We start from the raw sequence: 22,721 nt of genomic DNA, 5'->3' as shown, positions 1-22,721 counted from the left end.
ACCCATTAATTAATTCAGTTATCCCCTTTTTCTACGAGTTGACTGCTTTTTAAATTAATTTCAGAGGCTATTATCTCTCAGTTAGTCAAGGGGTTTTCCAATCCAAAGGATTTCTGCACCATTGTTGAAGAGAATGAAATTCCTTATCGTCGATTATTTTTTTCTCCACAGCTACTTCTAGTAGCGTATGGAAATCTGACAAACTATAAACTTCTATGCCCTCTGCTTCAAATGCTTGTGCACTTTTCGCTAATTCATAAGTGAAAATGGAGACCACTCCAAGCACCTCACATCCCGCTTCTTCAAGTGCTTTGACCGCATTTATGGAGCTTCCACCTGTTGAAATTAAATCTTCAATAACAACAACTTTTTGTCCCTCTTGAATGGCTCCTTCTATTTGGTTCCCTTTCCCATGCTTCTTCGCCTTTGAACGAACATAACTCATAGGTAAGTCTAAAACATCACTAACCCATGCTGCATGAGGAATCCCGGCTGTTGCTGTTCCAGCTACTACCTCTGCTTCCGGAAAGTGAGTTGAAACGAGATCTGCTAACCCGGTGGCAATCTGCTTACGAAGCTGAGGATATGCTAACGTTAACCGATTATCACAATAAACTGGTGATTGTATACCAGAAGACCAAGTAAAGGGGTCATTTGGTTGTAAGAAGACAGCCTCAATCTCTAATAGTTTTTCAGCGATTTCTTTTCTCATTACGACACACTCTCCCACTCTGTTAAGATTTTTTCATAGGCTTCAACCGGATTATTTGCTTGAGTGATGCTTCTTCCAACAACAATAGAAGATGCTCCTAATTGCTTTGCTTTTTTAGGTGTGACAATACGTGCTTGATCATGGGCATCATCACTTGCAAGCCGTATTCCCGGTGTGACTGTAAGAAAGTCTTCTCCACACTTTTGTTGAATACTTGGGACTTCCTGACTTGAACAAACGACACCATCTAATCCAGCACTTTTTGCCAAAAGTGCATAATGTAACACAGATTCCTCTAGACTACTCACAATATTTTGTTCTCGTTTCATTTGTTCTTCAGAGGTGGATGTTAACTGAGTAACAGCGATAAGCTTAGGGCGATCATAACCTTTTATAACCCCTTCAGTAAGCCCTTCTAATGCGGCTTCCATCATATGTTTTCCACCAGCTGCATGAACATTAATGAGATCGATTCCTAATGAAGCTAAACCACGCATCGCTCTCTTTACTGTATTCGGAATATCATGAAGCTTTAAATCTAAGAAAATACGATGTTCTTTCTTTTTTAGTTCTTCAATAATGAAAGGGCCGTTTTGCAAATATAATTCCATTCCAACTTTCACAAACAGCGGTCGGTCAAACTGATGAAGAAACGCTTCTGTTTCTTTCCAAGTTGGAAAATCAAGTGCTGTGATGAGTTCTCGCTTCACGGTTCCAACTCCTCCCTCTCAGATCTAGAATATGGTCTGCACCAAGTGATGAAATGAGTGATGGTAATTCTTCGATAATATTCGGACAGACGAAAGGATCAACAAAGTTTGCTGTTCCTACCGCTACTGCACTCGCTCCAGCTGATATAAAGTCAATAACATCTTGAGCATTTTCTATTCCACCCATGCCAATGATCGGAATTGAGATATGTTGACTTACTTCGTATATCATACGAATAGCTACCGGTTTAATCGCAGGTCCAGAAAGACCACCTGTACCATTTGCAATAATCGGTTTCCCTGTATGAGGGTCTAACCTCATGCCGATAAGTGTGTTAATCATCGTTAAACCATCTGCCCCACCGGCCTCTACAGCTTTCGCCATTTCTACGATGTCAGATACATTGGGAGATAATTTTACATAAACAGGGACCGATGATACTTCTTTCACTGCTTTTGTAAGTTGTTGCGCAACTTCAGGAATCGTCCCAAACGTAATGCCGCCCTTTTTAACATTTGGGCAAGAAATGTTAAGCTCCAACGCATGAACATTAGAAGCTTTTGATATCTCTTCGGCCACTTTTACGTAATCCTCAGTAGTAGTACCAGCTACATTCGCTATAATCGGAACATTAAATTGCTTTAACCAATCCAGTTCCTCCGTGATGACTTTTTCTAATCCAGGATTTTGAAGGCCTATGGCATTCAGCATGCCTGAAGGGGTTTCTGCTACTCTTGGTGTAGGGTTCCCGAACCGTGCTTCTAAGGTCGTTGCCTTAATCATGATTGCCCCTAGCACATTTAAGTCATAAAACTGACTATACTCGCGACCAAATCCGAAGCATCCTGATGCCGGCATAATTGGGTTTTTTAATGATAATCCTGGTAATTCGACTTGTACACTCACAGTACGACCTCCCCGACCGAAAATACTGGTCCATCACTACATACTTTTTTATAACTAGTTCCATTTGGGTCTTCAGCAGTATGACAAACACAGGCGAAGCAGGCGCCGACTCCACACCCCATTCTTTCTTCCAATGAAATATAGCCTTTTCTGTCACCATATTCTGCTTCAAGTGCTTTTAACATGACTGTCGGGCCACAAGCATAAAACATATCAAACTCAAGGTTATGCTCCTTAATGCAATCTGTTACAAATCCTTTTACTCCAAGGTCCCCATCGACTGTAGCAATATATGTTGACCCAAGTAATGAAAATTCCTTTATATAGAAAGCAACATCCTGATTTTGAAAGCCTAACACATGGATAACATTAAACCCTTTCTTAACGAGTTGCTTAGACAGTTCATATAAGGGGGGAACGCCAATCCCGCCCCCTACTAATAAAGCTGTCTTCCCTTCTCCGTTTCCATCGATAGGAAATCCATTCCCTAATGGCCCTAATACATCTATATATTCATCCTGTTTTAAAGAAGAGAGAAGCGTCGTACCTTTCCCTTCTTTACGATAAATAAGCGTACACTGCTTTTTCATTCGATCAATTGCAGCAATGCTGATTGGTCTGCGTAGCAATGGATCGGTTTCACCAACTTTTAAATGGACAAATTGCCCTGGTTCTTTCATCTCTCCAACGAGTTCTCCTTCAAGAACCAATTCATAAATATTATAGGCAATTTCTTGATGATACTTTATCTTCATACGCTCTTTTCTCATCATTATTTGTTCACCTGAGTGTTTGTCATCTTTGTTAATGGGTCTGCTGAAAACGTTATCGATTCCACTACTTGGAGGATAGCCTCTGCTGTATCTAATGATGTTAAGCATGGAATACCATTTTCAACCGACTCTCTTCGAATGCGGAACCCATCTCGTGCTGGTTGCTTTCCTTTCGTTAACGTATTGATAACAAGCTGTGTTTGACCACTTTGAATCACATCTAACAACGTCGGTCCATCTGAACCAATTTTATCAACCTCTTTTACAGGGATGTTTGCTTGCTCTAAGTAGCTTGCCGTCCCTTTCGTTGCTAAGATTTGATATCCAATATTTATGAAGCGTTGTGCTATGCCTATAGCCTCTTTTTTATCCTTATCGGCTACGGTAAGTAGAACAGAACCATGTGTCTTAATTTCCATTCCAGCCGCAACCATACCTTTATATAAAGCTTTTTCTAATGTGAAATCTTTCCCCATAACTTCACCGGTTGATTTCATTTCAGGGCCTAAAGTTATATCTACTCTTCTTAATTTAGCAAAGGAAAACACTGGTACCTTAACATAAACCCCTGACTTTTCCGGTACAAGTCCCGGGGAATAGCCCATGGAAACTAAGTTATGACCAAGCAGAGCTTTTGTCGCAATATTCGCCATTGGCACACCCGTAATTTTACTTAAGAAAGGAACCGTTCTCGAAGATCTTGGATTTACTTCAAGGACAAATACTTCTCCTTTTGAAATGACATATTGAATATTTAGCAGGCCAATAATATTTAGACCCTTTGCTATTTTTGTCGTATAATGAACAATCGTTTCTTTTTGTTCTTCTGTTAACTTTTGCGGTGGGTACACTGCGATCGAATCACCTGAATGAACACCCGCTCGCTCTATATGCTCCATTATTCCTGGTATAATTACAGTTTCACCATCAGAGATGGCATCAACCTCAATTTCTTTTCCTAATAAATATCGGTCAATTAATACAGGATGCTCTGGATTTACTTTTACCGCATTTGTCATATATTTCAATAAATCATCTTCTTGATAAACGATTTCCATCGCTCTACCACCAAGCACATAAGAAGGTCTTACAAGCACTGGATAACTAATATCACGAGCAATCGCAACAGCTTCTTCAACCGAGAATGCCGTTTTACCAGCCGGCTGAGGAATGTTTAATTGTGAAAGTGTTTGTTCAAACTTATCACGATTTTCAGCGCGATCAAGATCCTCTAAAGATGTTCCTAAAATCTTGACTCCTCGTTTGACTAACTCGTCAGCTAAATTAATAGCTGTTTGTCCACCAAATTGAACAACGACGCCCTTTGGCTTCTCCAGATCAATAATATGCATGACATCTTCAATCGTCAATGGCTCAAAATAGAGCTTATCAGAAATACTAAAATCAGTTGAAACGGTTTCTGGATTGTTATTCACAATAATGGCTTCATAGCCCGCTTCTTTAATTGCCCAGACAGAATGGACTGTCGCATAATCAAACTCGATTCCTTGCCCAATTCGAATCGGCCCTGACCCTAATACAACCACACTTTCCTTTTCCGTTACAATCGACTCATTCTCCTGCTCGTAAGTACCGTAAAAATATGGCGTTTCAGATTCGAATTCAGCTGCACATGTATCAACCATTTTATACACAGGGATAATGTCCTTCTCTCGTCTCCAATCATAGACTTCCTTTTCACGAACACCCCAAAGTTTGGCTATGGTTATATCAGAAAATCCTAACCGTTTTGCTTCATTCGTTAGTTCGTAAGAGAATGTATTCTCAGCAAGAATGCTCTCAAATTCTATTATTCTTCTCATTTTATTTAAGAAAAATACATCAATCTTACTCCATTCGTGAATTTCTTCGATTGTCCTTCCTCTTCGTAACGCTTCTCCAATATAGAATAGGCGCTCATCACCAGCTTTTCGTATTCTTTTCTCAATTAATTTATCTTCAAATTGATGACCATCTTCAAGTTCAATATGATAAACATTGCTCTCAAGTGAACGAATCGCTTTTAGAAGTGACTCCTCAAATGTTCGTCCGATTGCCATCACTTCACCAGTTGCTTTCATTTGTGTACCAAGGTTCCGTTTTGCCGCTTCAAACTTATCAAAAGGCCAACGTGGTATTTTGGTTACTACATAATCTAATGATGGTTCAAAACATGCGTAGGTTTTCCCAGTCACCGGGTTTTCCATTTCATCTAAAGTCAATCCTACCGCAATTTTAGCCGCTAGCTTTGCAATTGGATATCCCGTTGCTTTAGAGGCTAAAGCGGAAGACCGACTTACGCGCGGATTAACTTCAATGATATAGTATTGGAAGCTATCTGGATCAAGTGCCAATTGGACATTACATCCTCCCTCGATCCCTAACTCTCTAATAATCTTTAATGAAGTGTTACGTAGCATCTGATATTCGCGGTCACTTAACGTTTGAGAGGGTGCTACTACAATGGAGTCACCTGTATGAATACCTACAGGATCAATATTCTCCATGTTACAAACGACAATGGCATGATCATCCGCATCTCTCATTACCTCATATTCAATCTCTTTATAGCCCGCAATACTTTTTTCTAATAAGCATTGTGTAACAGGACTATACTTTAAACCAGATGTAACAATCTCAATTAATTCCGTTTCATTATGACAGATTCCACCACCCGTTCCTCCTAATGTAAAGGCGGGACGAACAATCACTGGATACCCAATCTCTTCCACAAAGCTATACGCTTCATCAAGATTATGAATAATTTCACTCTCTGGAACCGGCTCACCCAATTCATTCATTAAGCTGCGGAATAAATCTCGATCTTCTGCTTGCTGAATCGCATCAAGCTTCGTTCCTAATATTTCTACAGAACACTCCTCTAGAACTCCCGCTTCCGCAAGTTCTACAGCCATGTTCAACCCTGTTTGCCCACCTAAAGTTGGCAAAATAGCATCAGGACGTTCTTTTCGAATTATTTTACTTACAAACTCAAGTGTTAGTGGCTCGATGTACACTTTATCTGCAATTTCTGCATCTGTCATGATTGTCGCTGGATTTGAATTAACAAGTATGACACGATACCCTTCTTCTTTTAAAGCCATGCATGCTTGTGTTCCTGCGTAATCAAATTCTGCAGCTTGTCCGATAATAATTGGACCTGACCCTATTACAAGGATGGATTGAATATCTGTACGTTTAGGCATGTTGAGTCTCCTTTCGAGCTTCCTCCATTAGTTCAATAAATTCCTGGAATAAACCATTCGCATCCTCTGGCCCTGGTGAAGCTTCCGGATGATATTGGACCGTAAATGCTGGTGCTGATGCATGTTTTAACCCTTCAATGGATTGATCATTGATGGCAAGATGAGTAACTTCTAATTTCGTCGATGCTAAAGAGCTTTCTAGCACGGAATATCCGTGATTTTGTGATGTTATAGCCACTTTTCCAGTTCGTAAGTCTTTCACAGGATGGTTAGAACCCCTATGGCCAAATTTCATTTTGTACGTATCTGCACCACAAGCTAGCGCAAATAATTGATGGCCTAAACAAATACCAAACAAAGGAATCTCACCTAAGATCTCTTTTATCATTTCAATCGCTTCAGGAACATCTTTTGGATCTCCAGGTCCATTTGAAAGCATAATTCCATCTGGCTTCAGCGAGCGAATCTTTTCAGCCGTTGTATTATAAGGGACAACGATCACATCACAATTTCTTCTATTCAGTTCTCTTAAAATACCGTGTTTCATTCCGAAATCAACTAATACTACACGCTTCCCTCTTCCTGGACTTGCATAAGCAGATTGAGTGGAAACTTGTTTTACTTGGTCATTAGCAAGTTTTGTACCTTTTAGCTTTGCTAATAAGTCTTCTTGATTCTCTTCAGCAGAACAAATCATTCCTTTGATCGTACCATACTGACGAATTTTCCTTGTTAGCATTCTTGTATCAATTCCGGCTATTCCGGGTATATTTTTTTCCTTTAGTAAACCTAATAAGCTTTCTTCACTACGCCAATTTGATGGAAAGTCTGCCACTTCTCGTACAATCATTCCTTTGATTGCTGGACTAATCGATTCAAAATCATCTCTGTTAATTCCATAATTACCAATTAAGGGATAGGTGAAGGTGATGATTTGTCCACAATAAGATGGGTCTGATAGGATTTCTTGATACCCTGTCATCCCGGTATTAAATACCACCTCACCTATAGAATCTACTTCCCCTCCAAATCCTTCACCGATAAAAGATGTACCATCCTCTAATAGAAGTTGTCTTTTCATTGTTGTTCATCCTCCCATACAAGTTTTCCATTAAACCAAGTGGCGATTGGCCAGCCTTTACAATTCCATCCTTCAAAAGGAGTGTTTTTTCCTTTCGAAAGGAAGGTTGACGGGTCGATTTCTTTTTCTGACTGCAGATCAATTAGGGTAATATCCGCCGTCATACCTTCCGTTATCTTTCCGAATGGAAGATTAAAGGTTTCAGCTGGTCTAATCGTTAACCAATCTACAAGCTGCTTTAACGTAATAATTCCTTTTTCTACTAAATTGGTGTATAACAGTGGAAATGCTGTTTCAAGCCCAACAATGCCAAATGGTGCTAACATCATCCCCTCACCCTTTTCTTCTTTTGTATGTGGTGCATGGTCCGTTGCAATAAAATCTATCGTTCCGTCTAATAGCCCTTCTAACAATGCAGCTTGATCCTCTTTTCCTCGAAGTGGAGGATTCATTTTAAAGTTAGCATCGTTACCTGGAATATCATCCTCTGATAATAAGAGATGATGTGGCGTCACTTCTGCTGTAACAGGTATTCCTGCTCTTTTCGCATCACGTACAACCCTGACAGAAGATTTAGTAGAAATATGGCAAACGTGATAATGACAACCGGTTGCTTCTGCTAATAATACATCCCGTGCTATATGAACAGATTCACATACAGACGGAATTCCAGGAATGTTATGTTCTTCAGAATAATTTCCCTCATGTATAGCCCCATCATGAATTAGCGTATTCTCTTCACAGTGTGCTACGATACTAGCTGATAATTTCTGAGCCTTTTTCATAGCTTGTAGCATTGTATCTGCGTTTTGAACACCAACACCATCATCTGTAAACGCAAAGGCTCCATTATTTTTTAAACTTTCAAAATCAGTAAGCTTTTCTCCTATTTGTCGCTCTGTAATGGATGCATACGGTAAAACACGGACATGTGCCTTTTCATTTATTTTTTGATTAAGACTTGTAAGGTGATCGACCGTGTCCGGAACAGGCCTTGTGTTAGGCATGGCAGCAATTGTGGTAAAACCACCTTTCGCTGCAGCTAAGGTACCCGTTTCTATCGTCTCTTTCTTTTCACCGCCAGGTTCTCTTAAATGCACGTGCAAATCAACAAAACCTGGTGCAACCAAGTTTCCCTTTGCATCCCATTCTTCCTCTCCTCGGGAAACAAGCTTTCCACCCATTTCTGTAATGACTCCATTTTGTATACGAATGTCGGTTGAGAACAGCTCGTTATTTTCATCCAACATCTTTCCATTTCTAATTATCCAGTTGTTCATGCTTTTACCCCCTATTTTCTAATGCACGTTTTAATACAGCCATGCGAACATATACACCGTTTTCCATTTGCTTAAATATTCTAGAGCGATTAGCTTCTACAAGTGTGTTAGCCAATTCAACATCACGATTAACCGGTGCAGGATGCATAATGATACTTCCTTGTTTCATCCTGGCTTCTCTTTGAACGGTTAAGCCAAATTGCTCGTGGTACTCCTCTTTAGTAAGGGAAGCTGTTTCTTTATGGCGCTCATGCTGAATGCGTAAAAGCATGATCACATCCGAGTCTTCTACAGCTTCATCCAATTGAATAAATTCACCGTAGCGGGAGAACTCTTCTTTGAACCATTCAGGTGGGCCAGAAAACCTCACAGATGCTCCTAGTTTTGTTAACGCTTCAGCATTCGATCTTGCTACTCGACTATGTGTAATATCCCCTACGATCAAAACCTTTAATCCTTCAAATTTTCCGAACTCTTCTTTAATTGTTAGTAAGTCCAATAAGCATTGAGTTGGGTGATTTCCGCATCCATCCCCACCATTTAATATTGGGATAGTGACTCCTGAAAGTTCATCAAAATAACGGTCCTGCCCATGTCGAATAACAACAGCATCTACCCCAATCGATTCTAACGTTTTAACCGTATCATAAAGGGTTTCTCCTTTTACGACCGACGAAGTTCCTGTATCAAAGGAGAGTATTTGTAATCCTAGTCGATGCTCAGCCATTTCAAAACTACTCTTCGTTCTGGTGCTTGCCTCAAAAAATAAGTTGGCCACATACGATTTCTTCTCCTTTTCCCATTTCTCACCATTTTTAAACTTTGTGGCGTCTTCTAGTATGGATTCAATTTCCTCAACAGTTAAATCATTCATCGTTACTAATGAGTTCATTATCTCTCCCCCTAATTACGTTGGTTACAAACTTTGTCCTCTTCATTATTAGACTCAAACATCATAGTAAGCATCGTAAAGAAAATATTTCATTTTTTCAAAAAAACACCCTGATAATAATCAGGGTGTTAGAGTGGGTTTACTAAAAATTTTCGCTTCATTGAAAACTTTTAATAAATCCATTCACTTACACCCTTTTTCGTCTCTCTGGACGCGCTTAAAAGGTGACTTTATGTGATTGAATGATTCTTTCCTTGACTAATTTGCGTTTCGGTTGGTTCATTTTGGCTAGGTAGGACTAGATTTAAGATAACACCTACGATAGCTGCCAATGCCATTCCTGATAGTGAAATATTTTCATTGAATTTAATAAATGCTCCTCCAATTCCAATTACCAGGATGACTGAAGAAATGATTAAATTCCGTTTTTCTTCTAGATTTACATTATTATCAATTAACATTCTTAGCCCACTCGACGCAATGATTCCAAATAAAAGGATGGATACCCCACCCATAACAGCTGGTGGAATCGAACTTATTAATGCTGATATCTTGCCCATAAACCCAAACATTATGGCGAGAATAGCTGCTCCTCCGACAACGAAGATGCTAAACACACGTGTAATTGCCAATACGCCAATATTTTCACCATATGTAGTGTTTGGTGGACCGCCTATAAGAGACGCTATTATCGTTGCTACTCCATCGCCCAATATAGAACGATGTAAACCAGGCTTTTCAATAAAATCCTTCCCCACCACTTTACTTAACACCATCTGGTCACCCGTGTGTTCAGCAAGTGTAACAATGGCTACTGGCACCATTAGGGCAAAGATACCCCATGAAAAGCTAGGAGTATAATGAACGAATGGAACTAAGAATGACGGAGCTTCAATGATGCTTGCTTCAATAACACCTGTGAAATCAACAATCCCAGCAAAATAGGCTATGGTATATCCACCGATGATACCTGCTAATATCGGAATCATTCCAAGAAATCCTCTAAAGAATATAGAGCATATAATGGTGATTGCTAAAGTAGAAAGGGCGACTAGTAAATGAGTGCTGCTATATACTAGCTCTTCTGCCCCTGGATTTTCATACATGCTCATATCCACTGCTATACTTGCAAGCCCTAATCCAATCACGATAATTACAGGACCCACAACGACTGGTGGAAGAATTCGTTTTAGCCAATTGACCCCAAATCGCTTTATTAACAAAGCGACGATTCCATACACAAGCCCTGCCAAAAAGCTTCCCATCATTGCTGCTTCAGGGCCTCCAAGTGCCTTCGCTCCAATAATCGGAACAATAAATGCAAAGGATGAACCTAAATAGGCTGGAATCTGGCCTCTTGTAATAATTAAGTACGCTATCGTTCCTAACCCACTAGAAATTAATGCAACTGCGGGGGATAGACCGACTAAAAATGGTACTAACACAGTAGCCCCAAACATTGCAAACAAGTGTTGTACACTAAAAATAATCCATTTCCCAATATTCGGAACTTCCTTTATGTCTAATACCACATCTTGACTTCTTTTCATTATCCTTCCTCCTTAAAAATCCCTATAAAAAAACCTCTTTGAACGAATGAGGTACAAAGAGGTACGGAGAAAGAAAGCGTGTTCCGCTTTCATCGCTCCCTTTGTCAGCCTCTCTGGACTGCCCTTAAAAGGGTCATTATTCATTTATACTAACTTTATCTTCAGAGTCCACTTCGACTAATTCAACGACAATACGCTCTGTACCTGAAGTGGGGATGTTCTTTCCTACATAATCTGCTCGCAAAGGTAATTCCCGATGCCCTCGATCAACTAATACAGCTAATTGAATTTGGGAGGCTCTTCCCTTGTCCATAACAGCATCCATTGCTGCCCTTACCGTTCTACCTGTATACAACACATCATCGACAAGGATGACATTTTGGTTCGTGACATCAACAGGAATATTAGAGCCTTTTACTTCTGGCTCTTCATTTTTTGTTTTCTTTGTTAAATCATCTCGATACAATGTAATATCGACTTCTCCAACAGGTATTTGCTGTCCTTCAATTTGTTGAATTCTTTCCGCTAATCGCTGAGCTACATAAATGCCTCTTGTTTTAATGCCAACAAGTACACAGTTTTCAATCCCTTTATTTTTCTCAATGATTTCATGTGCAATCCTCGTTAATGCTCTACGAATAGCAGGTGCATCTAACACTACCGCTTTTTGAGTCATGTTTTGACCTCCTTTTAAAGTAGTGAACCTAAATTGAAAGATCCAAGCAAAAAGCCCTCTTACTATAGGCAAGAGGGCACAGGTAACCTAATGAATAGATTACACTCATTTTAGAATCCGTATCCTTCTTAGCCTCTCTGGACCAATTTAAAGGTTCTTATTAAGTTAATTTCATCATATAGAAATATTTAATCCTTGTCAATATTTTTCCTTAAAGATTGTAGAAGTTCATCAAAATATGTCGGAAGCGGTGCTTCAAACTCCAAATATTCATTTGTTTTAGGATGATTAAATCCTAAAACACTTGCATGTAACGCCTGACCGTTTAATGATAATGTTTTACGCGGTCCATACTTTGGGTCTCCAACTAATGGAAATCCAATATATTTCATATGAACACGAATTTGATGAGTTCTACCTGTTTCTAATTGACACTCGACGTAAGTATACTCATTAAACCTCTCCATTACTTCAAAATGGGTTACAGCGTGTTTTCCATTATCGACAACATTCATATTTTGACGGTCTTTTTGATCTCGTCCAATAGGAGCCTCAATCGTCCCGTAGTCATGTGGTATGATTCCATGTACAAGAGCATGATATTTACGGGTCACTGACTTGTCTACAAGTTGATTAACTAATTGCTCATGAGCTACATCATTTTTTGCAACCATTAATAAACCTGACGTATCTTTATCAATTCGATGAACAATTCCCGGTCTTAGAACGCCATTAATTCCTGATAAGTCTTTACAATGAGCCATTAAGCCATTTACTAACGTTCCTGAAGGGTGGCCTGGGGCTGGATGAACAACCATTCCTTTAGGTTTATTGACGACAATGACATCACTATCTTCATAATATATATCTAAGTCCATCGCTTCTGGAAGCACATCTAATTCCTTTGCCTCTGGAATTTGAATATGTACCTTATCGCCTAATGCACATTTATAATTAGGCTTTACGACAGACCCATTGATCTTTACATCCCCTTCTTTTATCCACTGTTGCACTTGAGAGCGAGACCATTCTTTATTTAAAGTAGCGACCACTTTATCTAAGCGCTGTCCCTTCTGTTCATCAAGTATGTGATGTTCCATTCTTTCCATACGTATTCTCCTTTGATTCTCTCTCTTCTTTAAACATAACAATAATTAAGAGGACGACTCCAATTGTCAATGCAGCATCTGCAATGTTAAAAATCGGAAAGTCATACGTAAAGATGTACGTATTAATAAAATCAACGACTGAGCCGCGAAACACACGATCAATAAAATTCCCAATCGCTCCCCCTAAAATAAAAGCTAAACTAATACTATAAAGTCTTTTTCCTTTTGCTTCCTTCTGTAAAAAATACACAATGCCGGCAACCACGATAACTGTAACAATGTAAAAAAACCACATTTGTCCTTCTAGAATCCCCCACGCCGCTCCTTTATTACGGTGAGAAGTAATATATAAAACATCTTCAATAACCTTAATTTGTTCGCCAAGATTTACTCTTTGAACGATCAACCATTTAGTAAACTGATCTAATAGGACAACAAATAGAGCAATAACATAATATAACACAAAGGAAGCCTCCATATCTTTAGAAATGATTACCTTTGCATTTTAGCATATAATTATCGTTTTTGAAAAACATTATCAAATTGAGGAGTTTCAACAAGTGCCTTTCGACCAAACTGCTCCCATTGTTTTTCTTCAAATGGATAGTATTGTATCATTTCTTCATGGAATTGAGACGTATGAATCCATGTACGCAAAACATTCATTATATCTTTTTGTTCTTCTTCAATCAATCTTTGTACAAATTTATTATCAGAAGTGGCTTGCATTAATTCGACTAAATTTTCTTCAAGTTCCCGTCTAAGTTGATCATGAATCATCTGCATCCCTCCAATTTCTTATAGTATGAGTGATAACAGAGATTTCACACGATGTAAGATATAGAAATAAAAAAATAGATGAGAGGACTACGCGCTCTCATCTATTTATTACTAATTCACATAATGTTGTTCAACGACTGAGGCACATCGTGGACAAAGTGTCTCATGGTTCCCATCACGACCAACATCAGGAGTAACAGTCCAACAGCGTTCGCATGTTTCTCCATCAGCTTTTTCTACTAAAATCGCCACATTTTCAAATTGAAGAGCTCCCTCTGGGGCATTTTCCACTGGACCTCCTACTTCAAATGCAGAAATAATGAACAGCTGTTTAATATTTTCATCAATCGATTCTAATAATTCTTTTGTCTCATTTGAAACAAACAAAGTTACTTTGGCTGTTAATGACTTTCCAATCACTTTGGCATTTCTCGCTTCTTCCAACGCCTTTAACACTTGATCACGGAGGTTTAAGAAAGCTTCCCATTTAGGTAAAATGACAGAGCTATTGGAATACTCTTTCACTTCCGGCATGTCCGTTAGCTGAACACTTTCTTCCGTAACTCCTGGGATGAACGACCATACTTCATCAGAAGTATGAGATAAGATTGGACTCATTAATTTTGTTAACGCAACTAATGATTCATACAGAACGGTCTGCATCGCTCTTCTCTCTACGTTATCCGATGCTTCGATATAAAGTACATCTTTGGCAAAATCTAAATAGAAAGAACTTAAATCCAATGTACAGAAGTTATTTACCGTATTATAAATCGTAGCAAAATCATATTCATCGTATGCCTTTTTCACATCAGAAACAACTTGATTTAAGCGAATTAATAAGAATTGATCGACTTCACGAAGTTGATCATAGTCTACTTTATGTTGCTCAGGATTAAAGTCAGCTAAGTTTCCTAATAGGAATCGATACGTATTTCGGATTTTACGATACACTTCTGCTACTTGTTTTAAGATTGGATCAGATACTCTAACATCTGCTTGATAATCGACTGAAGCGACCCATAGTCTTAAAATATCTGCTCCTAGTTGCTTCATTACTTTTGAAGGTACGACTACATTTCCTAGTGATTTACTCATTTTTCGTCCTTCTCCATCAAGAGCAAAACCATGTGATAAAACACCTTTATACGGAGCTTTGCCTGTAACTGCAACGCTTGTAGTTAAGGAAGAATTAAACCAACCACGGTATTGATCTGACCCTTCAAGGTATAAGTCGGCTGGACGTTGTAAATCACCTCTCGCCTCTAATACTGCTTGATGAGAAGAACCAGAATCAAACCAAACGTCCATGATATCTTGTTCTTTTGTAAAGTGTCCATTTGGACTTCCAGGGTGTGTAAAGCCGCTAGGAAGTAGCTCTTTTGCTTCCCGACTAAACCAAATATTAGACCCATTTGCTTTAAATAGTTCAGATACATGTTGGATCGTTTCATCTGTAATGATCGCTTCACCATTCTCAGCATAAAATACAGGAATTGGAACACCCCAGGCTCTTTGACGTGAGATACACCAGTCACCACGGTCTCTCACCATGTTGTACAAACGTGTTTCTCCCCATGTCGGTACCCACTTCGTTTCCTTCACTGCTGTAAGTAACTGATCTCTAAATTTATTAATTGAAGCAAACCACTGCGCTGTTGCTCTAAAAATAATAGGCTTCTTTGTTCGCCAATCATGCGGATAAGAGTGTGTAATAAATTCAAGCTTTAATAGTGATTCATTTTCTTGAAGCTTTTCAGTAATTGGTTTATTAGCTTTATCATAAAATAGCCCTTCAAAACCTGGTGCTTCACTTGTCATTACACCTTTTTCATCTACTGGACATAATACATCTAAGCCATATTTTTGTCCTACTTGGAAGTCATCTTCCCCGTGCCCTGGTGCAGTATGAACACAACCTGTACCTGATTCAGTGGTTACATGATCGCCTAATACAACGACAGAATTACGTTCATATAACGGATGTTTCGTCATGATGCTTTCAAGGTCGGCACCCTTTACCGTTTGAACCACCTCAGCATTATTCCATTCCAGTTTCTCGCTTACTTCTTCAAATAAATCTTGAGCGATAACATAGTTCTTTCCTTCAACACTCACCACAGCATAGTCAAGATTTTTATTAACAGCAATCGCTAAATTGGCAGGAATTGTCCAAGGAGTAGTCGTCCAAATAATGAAGGAAGTACCCTCTTCCAACACCCCGTTTCCTTCTGTAACAGCAAAGGACACATAAATGGAGGCTGATCGCTTATCTTGGTATTCAATTTCTGCTTCGGCTAAAGCAGATTCAGATGATGGAGACCAATATACTGGTTTTAACCCTTTATAGATATACCCTTTTTTCGCCATCTCACCGAACACTTTAATTTGCTCTGCTTCATATTCTGGTTTTAACGTAATATAAGGGTTATCCCAATCGCCTCTAACACCGAGTTGTTTGAATTGTTCCCTTTGACCTTCAACTTGAGTGTATGCATATTTTTCACAGCGCTCGCGAAATTCAGCAATTGTCATTTCTTTACGCTTAACGCCTTTTTTAGTTAACGCTTGTTCAATTGGCAAACCATGTGTATCCCAGCCAGGAACATACGGTGCGTTGTAGCCATTCATTGACTTATATCGAACGATAAAATCCTTTAAAATTTTATTCAGCGCGTGTCCCATATGGATATCTCCATTAGCATACGGCGGTCCATCATGTAAAACAAATAACGGGCGATCTTTCGTACGTTCTTGAACTTTTTCATAAATGCCCATGCTTTCCCATTTCGCTTGCATTTCAGGTTCCCTTTTCGGAAGGTTTCCTCGCATTGGAAACTCTGTTTTCGGCATGAGTAACGTATCTTTATAATCCATTTATTATCCTCCTTATACAATGACTGCTCCCCACCATTTTACCTAAATGAACAAGGTTTCAACCGCATTTTTACATAAATAAAAAAAGCCCTCATCCCAAAAGGGACGAGAAGCTTGTTATTTCCCGCGGTACCACCCTAATAGACCATCATATTGGTCCACTTTCTTCATTCGTAACGTGAACAACTCGCCATCCTCTAATAAATCTTACGATGGTTCAAGGAGGGGCTCAAGGGTGATTTTCCAATCTTCCACCTTATCGTGCTCTCACTGTCCACGACTCGCTTTAAGGTTGCTGAAGGATCGTACTGTCCCTATCTTAGCAGTTATCTAATATTCAATGTGAAATTAATTATATGCAAGAATCTGATAGGCGTCAAGTGAGAGAATCTTCTTCTTGAAGTGCCTTCAACTCAGTAGCGTCTAAATCAAATTCCATTAGTCGATCCCAATCTTCGTTCTTCAACAGATCTAATTGGGCTTCAATAAGCATTTTAAATCGAGTTCGGAATACTTTTGACTGTTTTTTCAATTCTTCAATCTCAATCGCAATTTTTCGCGCTTTTGATAGTGCTTCATTTACAATCCGGTCAGCATTTTTTTCCGCTTCTTTAATAATGAGCTTCGCTTCTTTTTGTGAATTGTTTTTCACATCATCCGCTGCTTCCTGTGCTACAACAATAGACTTATTCAGGGTTTCTTCGATGTTAGTAAAATGACTTAGACGCTCTTTTGTATCAAATAAGTTTTTTTCTAATTCTTTCTTACCTTTAATAAAATTTTCATAGTCTTTAATCACTTGGTCCAAAAATTCATTTACTTCGTCTTCATCAAAACCACGAAACCCACGACTAAATTCTTTGTTATTAATGTCTAATGGTGTTAAGGGCATGCTGCCACCTCCACTACAATTCGTATATATTTAAATATCATTATACTTCTGTTTCGACAATTTGTGGGCAAAATCCTTCAAAATTCTTTATTTATTTTAGTAATCCTACTGTCATTCTCCATTTGTCTTTTTTTGTTTTCCCTTCCACTGCCATCACTTTGATTCTCCCGTATCCCCTAATAGAAATAATATCACCTGGTTCACATAGAAACGACGATGATTCTTCTTCGCGCCAATTTACCTTGACCTTCCCAGATGAAATAAGAAGTCGACTTTTACTACGCCCCATATTTAATAATGCAGATAATACAACATCTAACCTCAACGATGATACTGTTTCCATCGATTCTTTCCATATATCAGTGGCCTTTAGCGCATTTTCCAAAGGAATTTCATCTACCTTTATAGTAGCTTTTCCTACCGATTCAAAATTCATCATCACATAATCTTTTAAGTCACTATCGGCAAAAAATTGAATTATGCCATTATCGAACAATATATCACCGAACTTTTCTCGACCAAGGCCTATAGACATTAAACTACCTAGTACTTGTCGATGATCTAAAGTATTAAACTTTTGATGATAATGAATTTGAAATAAAGAGATACGATAATCTTCCACATCAGGTTTAAAATAGGACGGATATAGGAAACATCTTTTCCGTTCTACCACTTCTCCCCCACCAAAAAAGGAATAGGCTACATCATCGTTTTGACCAATGATAGAGGCCACAATAAATTGTTCACGGGGATCTAAAAAATTTGTTAACTTTGGGGCAAATTGATGGTCAACATCATCCTTCCAAGCTAACACTGTATCAATAAAGTCCCTTTCATCCTCTCGAAAGTGCTGATAAATATTCATTCCTATTCTTCCACCTTACTTTGGTTTTAAAAAATAAATAGAGGAGCTATTACAGCTACTCCTCCATTCATTCAACCACTGTTATATAATTATCCGATCATCTAAAACCAATATGTAAGTTGAACCAATCCCATTGAAGCAAAATTAAGCGCAATGATAGCGACGATTGGTGATATATCAATAATTCCTAAAGGAGGAATGATGCGACGAAACGGTTCTAAATACGGCTCACATATTCTCGTTAAAAACTGTCCAATGGCGCTCTCTCTAGCATTCGGAAACCATGACATTAAGATATAAATAATTAATGCATAGCTATATATATTAAGCGCTTTAACTAGATAAAATACAATAATATCCATTCTCTTACCACCTCGATTCTTGTTGTGCTTCTTCTTTTAAAATTTCCGTAATATTTCCGGAAACCTCATAATTGTCTGGTGTGCATAAAAAGATATTAGTTCCAATCCTTTGAATATCTCCACCAATAGCATAAACTGTGCCACTTAGAAAATCAACAATTCGTTTTGCTTGGTCATGTGAGATTCGTTGAAGATTAACAACTACCCCGCGACGATTTTTCAAATGATCTGCCACTTCTTGAGCTTCAGCATAAATTCTAGGCTCAACTAGAACCATTTTTGAAGCCTTTTGAACACTTTGGAGACTTACGACATTTTGTTTTGATTGTGTATTTTGTGGAGTATGCATTGTTTCAATTTGTGAGGAAGTATTTTCTTCTTGTTCTTCAACATAGTCTTCTTCATCAAGAAAAAAGAACTTTTTTAAATTAGTTTTCAACCCCATATTATACCCTCCTATTCTTCACCAACTAATGCTGTTCCAATTCGAACAAAGGTTGCCCCTTCTTCAACAGCGATACGATAATCATTCGACATCCCCATCGAAAGTTCATCACAAGGAGCATAAGACAGTTTTAAATCTTTCACATTTTCCTGTAACTCTTTTAAAGTACGAAAATACATTCGTAACTGTTCTTCCTCTTCGATAAAAGGCGCCATTGTCATTAAGCCCTTAACAACAATATTCGAGTACTTCTGTAACTCATGTATAAAGTTTATCACATCTTCTGGTGGTAAACCGTGCTTAGATTCTTCTCCAGATACATTTACTTGTACAAAACAATAAATTGGGTACTTAGCTCTTTTATGGATTTCTTTAGCTAATGATATCCGATCTAACGAGTGAATATAAGAAACCTTATCTATAATGGATTTTACCTTACGACTTTGAAGAGTTCCAATAAAATGCCACTGGGCACCATCTTTAATCTCGTCCCATTTTTTCATAAGTCCTTCTTCACGATTTTCACCAAGATGAACAATCCCTGCTTCAACAGCTTCTTTTGTACGCTCTAAAGTTACATATTTCGTTACGGCAATGATAGAAACTTCCTCTACATTTCTGCTAGTCTTTTGACAAGCACTATGAATATTATCTTGAATGGTTTTTAGATTTTCAGCAACACTCATTCCTTACTCCTTCCAGCCTATAAATCCTAACATTCTTCCTGTATTACCCTGATCTCTCCGATGTGAGAAAAAAGTAGAAGAATCACAAGATGTACAAAGACTCGACGTATATATATTCTCTCTTAATAGTCCAGCTTGTTGTAAAATGGAAAGGTTTACTTCCTTTAAATTCAACAAATACTGTCCTTGTTCCTTCTCAGTATAATACTTTTCACCGATATTCGTCACTATTTTATCTATTCGACTTCTCACAAAATCATCAACAATATAGCAAGATTGACAAATAGAGGGCCCAATAACAGCTTGAATCTCTTCGGATTTCACACCTAGTGAGTTCCATTCCCTCACTAAGGTTGCAGCAATTTGTTTCACAGTCCCTTTCCAGCCTGCATGGACAATCCCTACTAAATGATGATTTGGTGCATAGAAGTATATGGGAACACAATCAGCAAACGCTAATGTTAAAAGAACGCCACTTTCAAAAGTATACATGCCATCCGTGTCCTTTATGGCAGTATCATAGCTTTTAGCTCCTTTCCCTTTGTCCGCAGTCATTACCTTTACAACTCGATCACCATGAGTCTGCTCAGCCCCAACCCAGGTAGATAAAGGAAGGGAGATCTCTCCTGCCAATAATTCGCGATTTGCTCGTACGTGGTTCTCTTTATCTTCAACATGATACCCTAAATTTAAACTACCGAAACACCCCTCACTTGCTCCACTCAGCTTGGTGGAAAAACCTGCAATTAAAGATGAGTCTTCGTTTGACCATTCTGTTATACTAAACGCTCTTTGCCCGGTTCTAACAAACGTATCCATGCTTCTTCCCTCATTATTATTTTTTCATTAGTTTATCATAGAAAAGAGAGCCGTGTCTCGGCTCTCTTACGTGTTTTCCTTAGGTTGCTCTAATTTCCCTTGCAAATAATGGGATTCTTTAAAACGAACCAATATGACATCTGCGCCGATTTTCACGATGGAACTCCAATGGATGACAATTTCATCTTCTTTCCCAAAGAAACCTAACAACTTACCAACTCCACCGACGACGATTGCTTCAATCTTCCCTGTATCTAAATTTATTTCAATATCGCCTATATTCCCAAGCTTTTTACCGTCTGATACACTTACCACATCTTTAGTTTGAAATTCTGAAATTCTAACCATGCCTCTCCCCTCTTTCTAAATCATCCTTTCTAAAATATATGCACAAAAAAAAGGAGCAGACCTTTTGTTTCTACTCCTTAAATAGATAAAGAAAATATTGAGGACTACAGGGTGTAGATCATGCGACAGGACGTCGTGAACTTAGCCTTCGTAGGCCTTACAGGATGTAGGTCATGAAGGCGTTGTGACAGGACGTCACGATCTTAGCCTTCGTTCCTTAATGGGGTCTTAGCTCCACTGCCCAACGACTAGTAAACTTGGCCTCTCCTCCTTACGATAAGTCAACATCGATTCGCTGCGCTCTTCGTGTTTCCTTTATCTCGAGGCCTACAGGAAGTAGGTCATGAAGGCGTTGCGACAGGACGTCGCGAACTTAGCCTTCGTTCCTAAAAGGGAGCAAGTTTATACGCCGCTGAACGGCCGTCCCCGCTTAGGCCTACAGGATGTAGGTCATGAAGGCGTTGTGACAGGACGTCACGATCTTAGCCTTCGTTCCTTAATGGGGTCCAGCTCCTACGGCCAGCGTCTAGTAAACTTGTGCACTCCTCCTTACGATAAGTCAACATCGATTCGCTGCGCTCTTCGTGTTTCCTTTATCTCGTGCGGAGCGCCTCAAGTTTATACGCCGCTGAACGGCCGTCTACGCTTTTCTTATTGTCCAGCTCCGACGGGTAGCAGCTCGGGGTCATTTGTCAAACCACTTTGAAAATCAGGATTTTCTGCGTGCTTCGTCAAATACCTGTCGCTGCTGAGCGACCCGTCTCCGCTTTTCTTATTGTATATTTTTATTCATGTGTTTTATTGCTGCTTTTTCTAAACGAGATACTTGTGCTTGCGATATTCCAATTTCTTCGGCTACTTCCATTTGTGTTTTACCTTGGAAAAAGCGCTTTCTAATAATCATTTTTTCTCTTTCATTTAATCTCCTCATACCTTCTTTTAAAGCAATCTCTTCAATCCACTGAATATCACGATTTTTTTCATCACTTAACTGGTCCATCACGAAAATCGGGTCTCCCCCATCGTTGTAAATAGGCTCAAAAAGAGAAACAGGGTCTTGAATGGCATCTAACGCAAAAACAATATCCTCATGAGGAACATCTAATACTTTCGCAATTTCTTCCGCGGTTGGCTCTCGAGAGGTTTCGCCCATTAACTTTTCTCTTACTTGTAGGGCTTTATAAGCGATATCTCTTAAAGAACGTGAAACACGAATTGGATTATTGTCGCGAAGATATCGACGAATTTCACCAATTATCATTGGTACCGCATAAGTTGAAAAGCGAACATTTTGACCAAGGTCAAAATTATCAATAGATTTCATAAGTCCAATGCACCCTACTTGGAAAAGGTCGTCCACATTTTCACCACGATTATTAAATCGCTGAATCACACTTAACACTAAACGTAGATTTCCATTTACAAGTTTTTCTCTCGCACTTATTGTGCCAGATTGCATTTGGCGGAATAGTTCTCTCATTTCTTCGTTTTTTAAGACAGGAAGTTTCGAGGTATCTACTCCACAAATTTCTACCTTATTGCGTGTCATTCTTTTCCCTCCTTGCAGGAGCTGATGTTCAAAATTCAGTATCTCCTTTGAAGGGAAAATTATGCATCTATACAATTTTACTATTCAAACAAATAGTATAAAAAGTGAGTAGTAGTGCGATTTTATTCAAAAAAAATTTTTATTCACTAAAACATTTTGGCACTAAACAAGGTGAAAAGAAGCAATCCAACCTTCTTTGACC

Annotated in this window: 22 protein-coding genes and 1 other annotated feature; all 22 genes read right to left on the bottom strand. The window is 38.8% G+C overall.

The features are described 5' to 3' along the window. Positions 1-85: 85 nt before the first annotated feature. Positions 86-712, bottom strand: a complete 627-nt coding sequence (gene pyrE, locus WAK64_RS03375; RefSeq protein WP_336585533.1) for an orotate phosphoribosyltransferase — start codon at positions 710-712, stop codon at positions 86-88. Further along, entirely contained in the window at positions 712-1,422 is a 711-nt protein-coding gene (pyrF, locus tag WAK64_RS03370; RefSeq protein ID WP_336585532.1) for an orotidine-5'-phosphate decarboxylase, read from the bottom strand. The genes pyrE and pyrF overlap by 1 nt, the downstream gene beginning before the upstream one ends. Continuing rightward, a complete protein-coding gene (locus tag WAK64_RS03365; RefSeq protein WP_336585531.1) occupies positions 1,394-2,329 on the bottom strand; it encodes a dihydroorotate dehydrogenase in 936 nt (311 codons plus the stop codon). The genes pyrF and WAK64_RS03365 overlap by 29 nt, the downstream gene beginning before the upstream one ends. Next, positions 2,326-3,102, bottom strand: coding sequence for a dihydroorotate dehydrogenase electron transfer subunit (locus WAK64_RS03360; RefSeq protein WP_336585530.1), 777 nt, complete (start codon positions 3,100-3,102; stop codon positions 2,326-2,328). The genes WAK64_RS03365 and WAK64_RS03360 overlap by 4 nt, the downstream gene beginning before the upstream one ends. Beyond that, a complete protein-coding gene (gene carB, locus WAK64_RS03355; RefSeq protein WP_336585529.1) occupies positions 3,102-6,308 on the bottom strand; it encodes a carbamoyl-phosphate synthase large subunit in 3,207 nt (1,068 codons plus the stop codon). The genes WAK64_RS03360 and carB overlap by 1 nt, the downstream gene beginning before the upstream one ends. Then, a complete protein-coding gene (locus WAK64_RS03350; RefSeq protein ID WP_336585528.1) occupies positions 6,301-7,389 on the bottom strand; it encodes a carbamoyl phosphate synthase small subunit in 1,089 nt (362 codons plus the stop codon). Before WAK64_RS03350 ends, carB begins: the two co-directional genes overlap by 8 nt. Continuing rightward, positions 7,386-8,669, bottom strand: a complete 1,284-nt coding sequence (locus WAK64_RS03345; protein WP_336585527.1) for a dihydroorotase — start codon at positions 8,667-8,669, stop codon at positions 7,386-7,388. The genes WAK64_RS03350 and WAK64_RS03345 overlap by 4 nt, the downstream gene beginning before the upstream one ends. Before the next feature lie 4 nt (positions 8,670-8,673). Next, positions 8,674-9,561, bottom strand: a complete 888-nt coding sequence (locus WAK64_RS03340; RefSeq protein WP_336585526.1) for an aspartate carbamoyltransferase catalytic subunit — start codon at positions 9,559-9,561, stop codon at positions 8,674-8,676. Positions 9,562-9,791: 230 nt separating this feature from the next. After that, on the bottom strand, positions 9,792-11,111 hold the full coding sequence (locus WAK64_RS03335; protein WP_336585525.1) for a solute carrier family 23 protein: 1,320 nt from the start codon (positions 11,109-11,111) through the stop codon (positions 9,792-9,794). A 136-nt stretch (positions 11,112-11,247) separates the two neighbouring features. Continuing rightward, positions 11,248-11,787 (bottom strand): bifunctional pyr operon transcriptional regulator/uracil phosphoribosyltransferase PyrR, encoded by a 540-nt coding sequence (gene pyrR / locus WAK64_RS03330; RefSeq protein ID WP_336585524.1) that lies wholly within the window; start codon positions 11,785-11,787, stop codon positions 11,248-11,250. 188 nt (positions 11,788-11,975) lie between these two features. After that, entirely contained in the window at positions 11,976-12,896 is a 921-nt protein-coding gene (locus WAK64_RS03325) for an RluA family pseudouridine synthase (RefSeq protein WP_336585523.1), read from the bottom strand. After that, positions 12,868-13,374, bottom strand: coding sequence for a signal peptidase II (lspA, locus tag WAK64_RS03320; protein ID WP_336585522.1), 507 nt, complete (start codon positions 13,372-13,374; stop codon positions 12,868-12,870). Before lspA ends, WAK64_RS03325 begins: the two co-directional genes overlap by 29 nt. 38 nt (positions 13,375-13,412) lie before the next feature. Continuing rightward, positions 13,413-13,676, bottom strand: coding sequence for a hypothetical protein (locus WAK64_RS03315; RefSeq protein ID WP_336585521.1), 264 nt, complete (start codon positions 13,674-13,676; stop codon positions 13,413-13,415). Between the two features lie 111 nt (positions 13,677-13,787). Further along, positions 13,788-16,553, bottom strand: coding sequence for an isoleucine--tRNA ligase (ileS, locus tag WAK64_RS03310; protein WP_336585520.1), 2,766 nt, complete (start codon positions 16,551-16,553; stop codon positions 13,788-13,790). A gap of 98 nt (positions 16,554-16,651) precedes the next feature. Then, positions 16,652-16,883, bottom strand: a binding site (T-box leader). A 46-nt stretch (positions 16,884-16,929) separates the two neighbouring features. After that, positions 16,930-17,445 carry a DivIVA domain-containing protein gene (locus tag WAK64_RS03305; protein WP_336585519.1) on the bottom strand — a complete coding sequence of 172 codons (516 nt, stop codon included), beginning with the start codon at positions 17,443-17,445 and terminating at the stop codon, positions 16,930-16,932. Positions 17,446-17,536: 91 nt separating this feature from the next. Then, positions 17,537-18,310, bottom strand: a complete 774-nt coding sequence (locus tag WAK64_RS03300; RefSeq protein WP_336585518.1) for a YlmH family RNA-binding protein — start codon at positions 18,308-18,310, stop codon at positions 17,537-17,539. A gap of 101 nt (positions 18,311-18,411) precedes the next feature. Further along, positions 18,412-18,672 (bottom strand): YggT family protein, encoded by a 261-nt coding sequence (locus tag WAK64_RS03295; RefSeq protein ID WP_336585517.1) that lies wholly within the window; start codon positions 18,670-18,672, stop codon positions 18,412-18,414. A 4-nt stretch (positions 18,673-18,676) separates the two neighbouring features. Further along, positions 18,677-19,117 carry a cell division protein SepF gene (locus WAK64_RS03290; RefSeq protein ID WP_336585516.1) on the bottom strand — a complete coding sequence of 147 codons (441 nt, stop codon included), beginning with the start codon at positions 19,115-19,117 and terminating at the stop codon, positions 18,677-18,679. An 11-nt stretch (positions 19,118-19,128) separates the two neighbouring features. Further along, complete coding sequence (locus tag WAK64_RS03285) at positions 19,129-19,803, bottom strand: YggS family pyridoxal phosphate-dependent enzyme (RefSeq protein WP_336585515.1); 675 nt, start codon at positions 19,801-19,803, stop codon at positions 19,129-19,131. 3 nt (positions 19,804-19,806) lie between these two features. After that, positions 19,807-20,622: a peptidoglycan editing factor PgeF gene (gene pgeF / locus WAK64_RS03280; protein WP_336585514.1), complete on the bottom strand. Its 816-nt coding sequence runs from the start codon at positions 20,620-20,622 to the stop codon at positions 19,807-19,809. 66 nt (positions 20,623-20,688) lie between these two features. Continuing rightward, complete coding sequence (locus tag WAK64_RS03275; RefSeq protein ID WP_336585513.1) at positions 20,689-20,970, bottom strand: YlmC/YmxH family sporulation protein; 282 nt, start codon at positions 20,968-20,970, stop codon at positions 20,689-20,691. A 772-nt stretch (positions 20,971-21,742) separates the two neighbouring features. After that, positions 21,743-22,519, bottom strand: a complete 777-nt coding sequence (gene sigG, locus WAK64_RS03270; protein WP_336585512.1) for an RNA polymerase sporulation sigma factor SigG — start codon at positions 22,517-22,519, stop codon at positions 21,743-21,745. Positions 22,520-22,721 lie beyond the last annotated feature (202 nt).

The sequence above is a fragment of the Bacillus spongiae genome (assembly GCF_037120725.1).
GTDB lineage: Bacteria > Bacillota > Bacilli > Bacillales > Bacillaceae_K > Bacillus_CI > Bacillus_CI spongiae.
The sequence above is the reverse complement of the archived record's forward strand: the minus strand, read 5'-3'. Positions and strand labels throughout refer to the sequence as shown.

Coding starts and splice junctions, on each gene's coding strand:
- pyrR (WP_336585524.1), bottom strand. CDS start 11,787: ATGACTCAAAAAGCGGTAGTGTTAGATGCACCTGCTATTCGTAGAGCA.
- WAK64_RS03290 (WP_336585516.1), bottom strand. CDS start 19,117: ATGGGGTTGAAAACTAATTTAAAAAAGTTCTTTTTTCTTGATGAAGAA.
- WAK64_RS03345 (WP_336585527.1), bottom strand. CDS start 8,669: ATGAACAACTGGATAATTAGAAATGGAAAGATGTTGGATGAAAATAAC.
- ileS (WP_336585520.1), bottom strand. CDS start 16,553: ATGGATTATAAAGATACGTTACTCATGCCGAAAACAGAGTTTCCAATG.
- pgeF (WP_336585514.1), bottom strand. CDS start 20,622: ATGGATACGTTTGTTAGAACCGGGCAAAGAGCGTTTAGTATAACAGAA.
- WAK64_RS03335 (WP_336585525.1), bottom strand. CDS start 11,111: ATGAAAAGAAGTCAAGATGTGGTATTAGACATAAAGGAAGTTCCGAAT.
- WAK64_RS03325 (WP_336585523.1), bottom strand. CDS start 12,896: ATGGAAAGAATGGAACATCACATACTTGATGAACAGAAGGGACAGCGC.
- lspA (WP_336585522.1), bottom strand. CDS start 13,374: ATGGAGGCTTCCTTTGTGTTATATTATGTTATTGCTCTATTTGTTGTC.
- WAK64_RS03275 (WP_336585513.1), bottom strand. CDS start 20,970: ATGGTTAGAATTTCAGAATTTCAAACTAAAGATGTGGTAAGTGTATCA.
- WAK64_RS03360 (WP_336585530.1), bottom strand. CDS start 3,102: ATGATGAGAAAAGAGCGTATGAAGATAAAGTATCATCAAGAAATTGCC.
- WAK64_RS03285 (WP_336585515.1), bottom strand. CDS start 19,803: ATGAGTGTTGCTGAAAATCTAAAAACCATTCAAGATAATATTCATAGT.
- WAK64_RS03305 (WP_336585519.1), bottom strand. CDS start 17,445: ATGCCCTTAACACCATTAGACATTAATAACAAAGAATTTAGTCGTGGG.
- WAK64_RS03315 (WP_336585521.1), bottom strand. CDS start 13,676: ATGATTCATGATCAACTTAGACGGGAACTTGAAGAAAATTTAGTCGAA.
- sigG (WP_336585512.1), bottom strand. CDS start 22,519: ATGACACGCAATAAGGTAGAAATTTGTGGAGTAGATACCTCGAAACTT.
- WAK64_RS03300 (WP_336585518.1), bottom strand. CDS start 18,310: ATGAATATTTATCAGCACTTTCGAGAGGATGAAAGGGACTTTATTGAT.
- carB (WP_336585529.1), bottom strand. CDS start 6,308: ATGCCTAAACGTACAGATATTCAATCCATCCTTGTAATAGGGTCAGGT.
- WAK64_RS03340 (WP_336585526.1), bottom strand. CDS start 9,561: ATGAACTCATTAGTAACGATGAATGATTTAACTGTTGAGGAAATTGAA.
- WAK64_RS03350 (WP_336585528.1), bottom strand. CDS start 7,389: ATGAAAAGACAACTTCTATTAGAGGATGGTACATCTTTTATCGGTGAA.
- pyrE (WP_336585533.1), bottom strand. CDS start 712: ATGAGAAAAGAAATCGCTGAAAAACTATTAGAGATTGAGGCTGTCTTC.
- WAK64_RS03295 (WP_336585517.1), bottom strand. CDS start 18,672: ATGGATATTATTGTATTTTATCTAGTTAAAGCGCTTAATATATATAGC.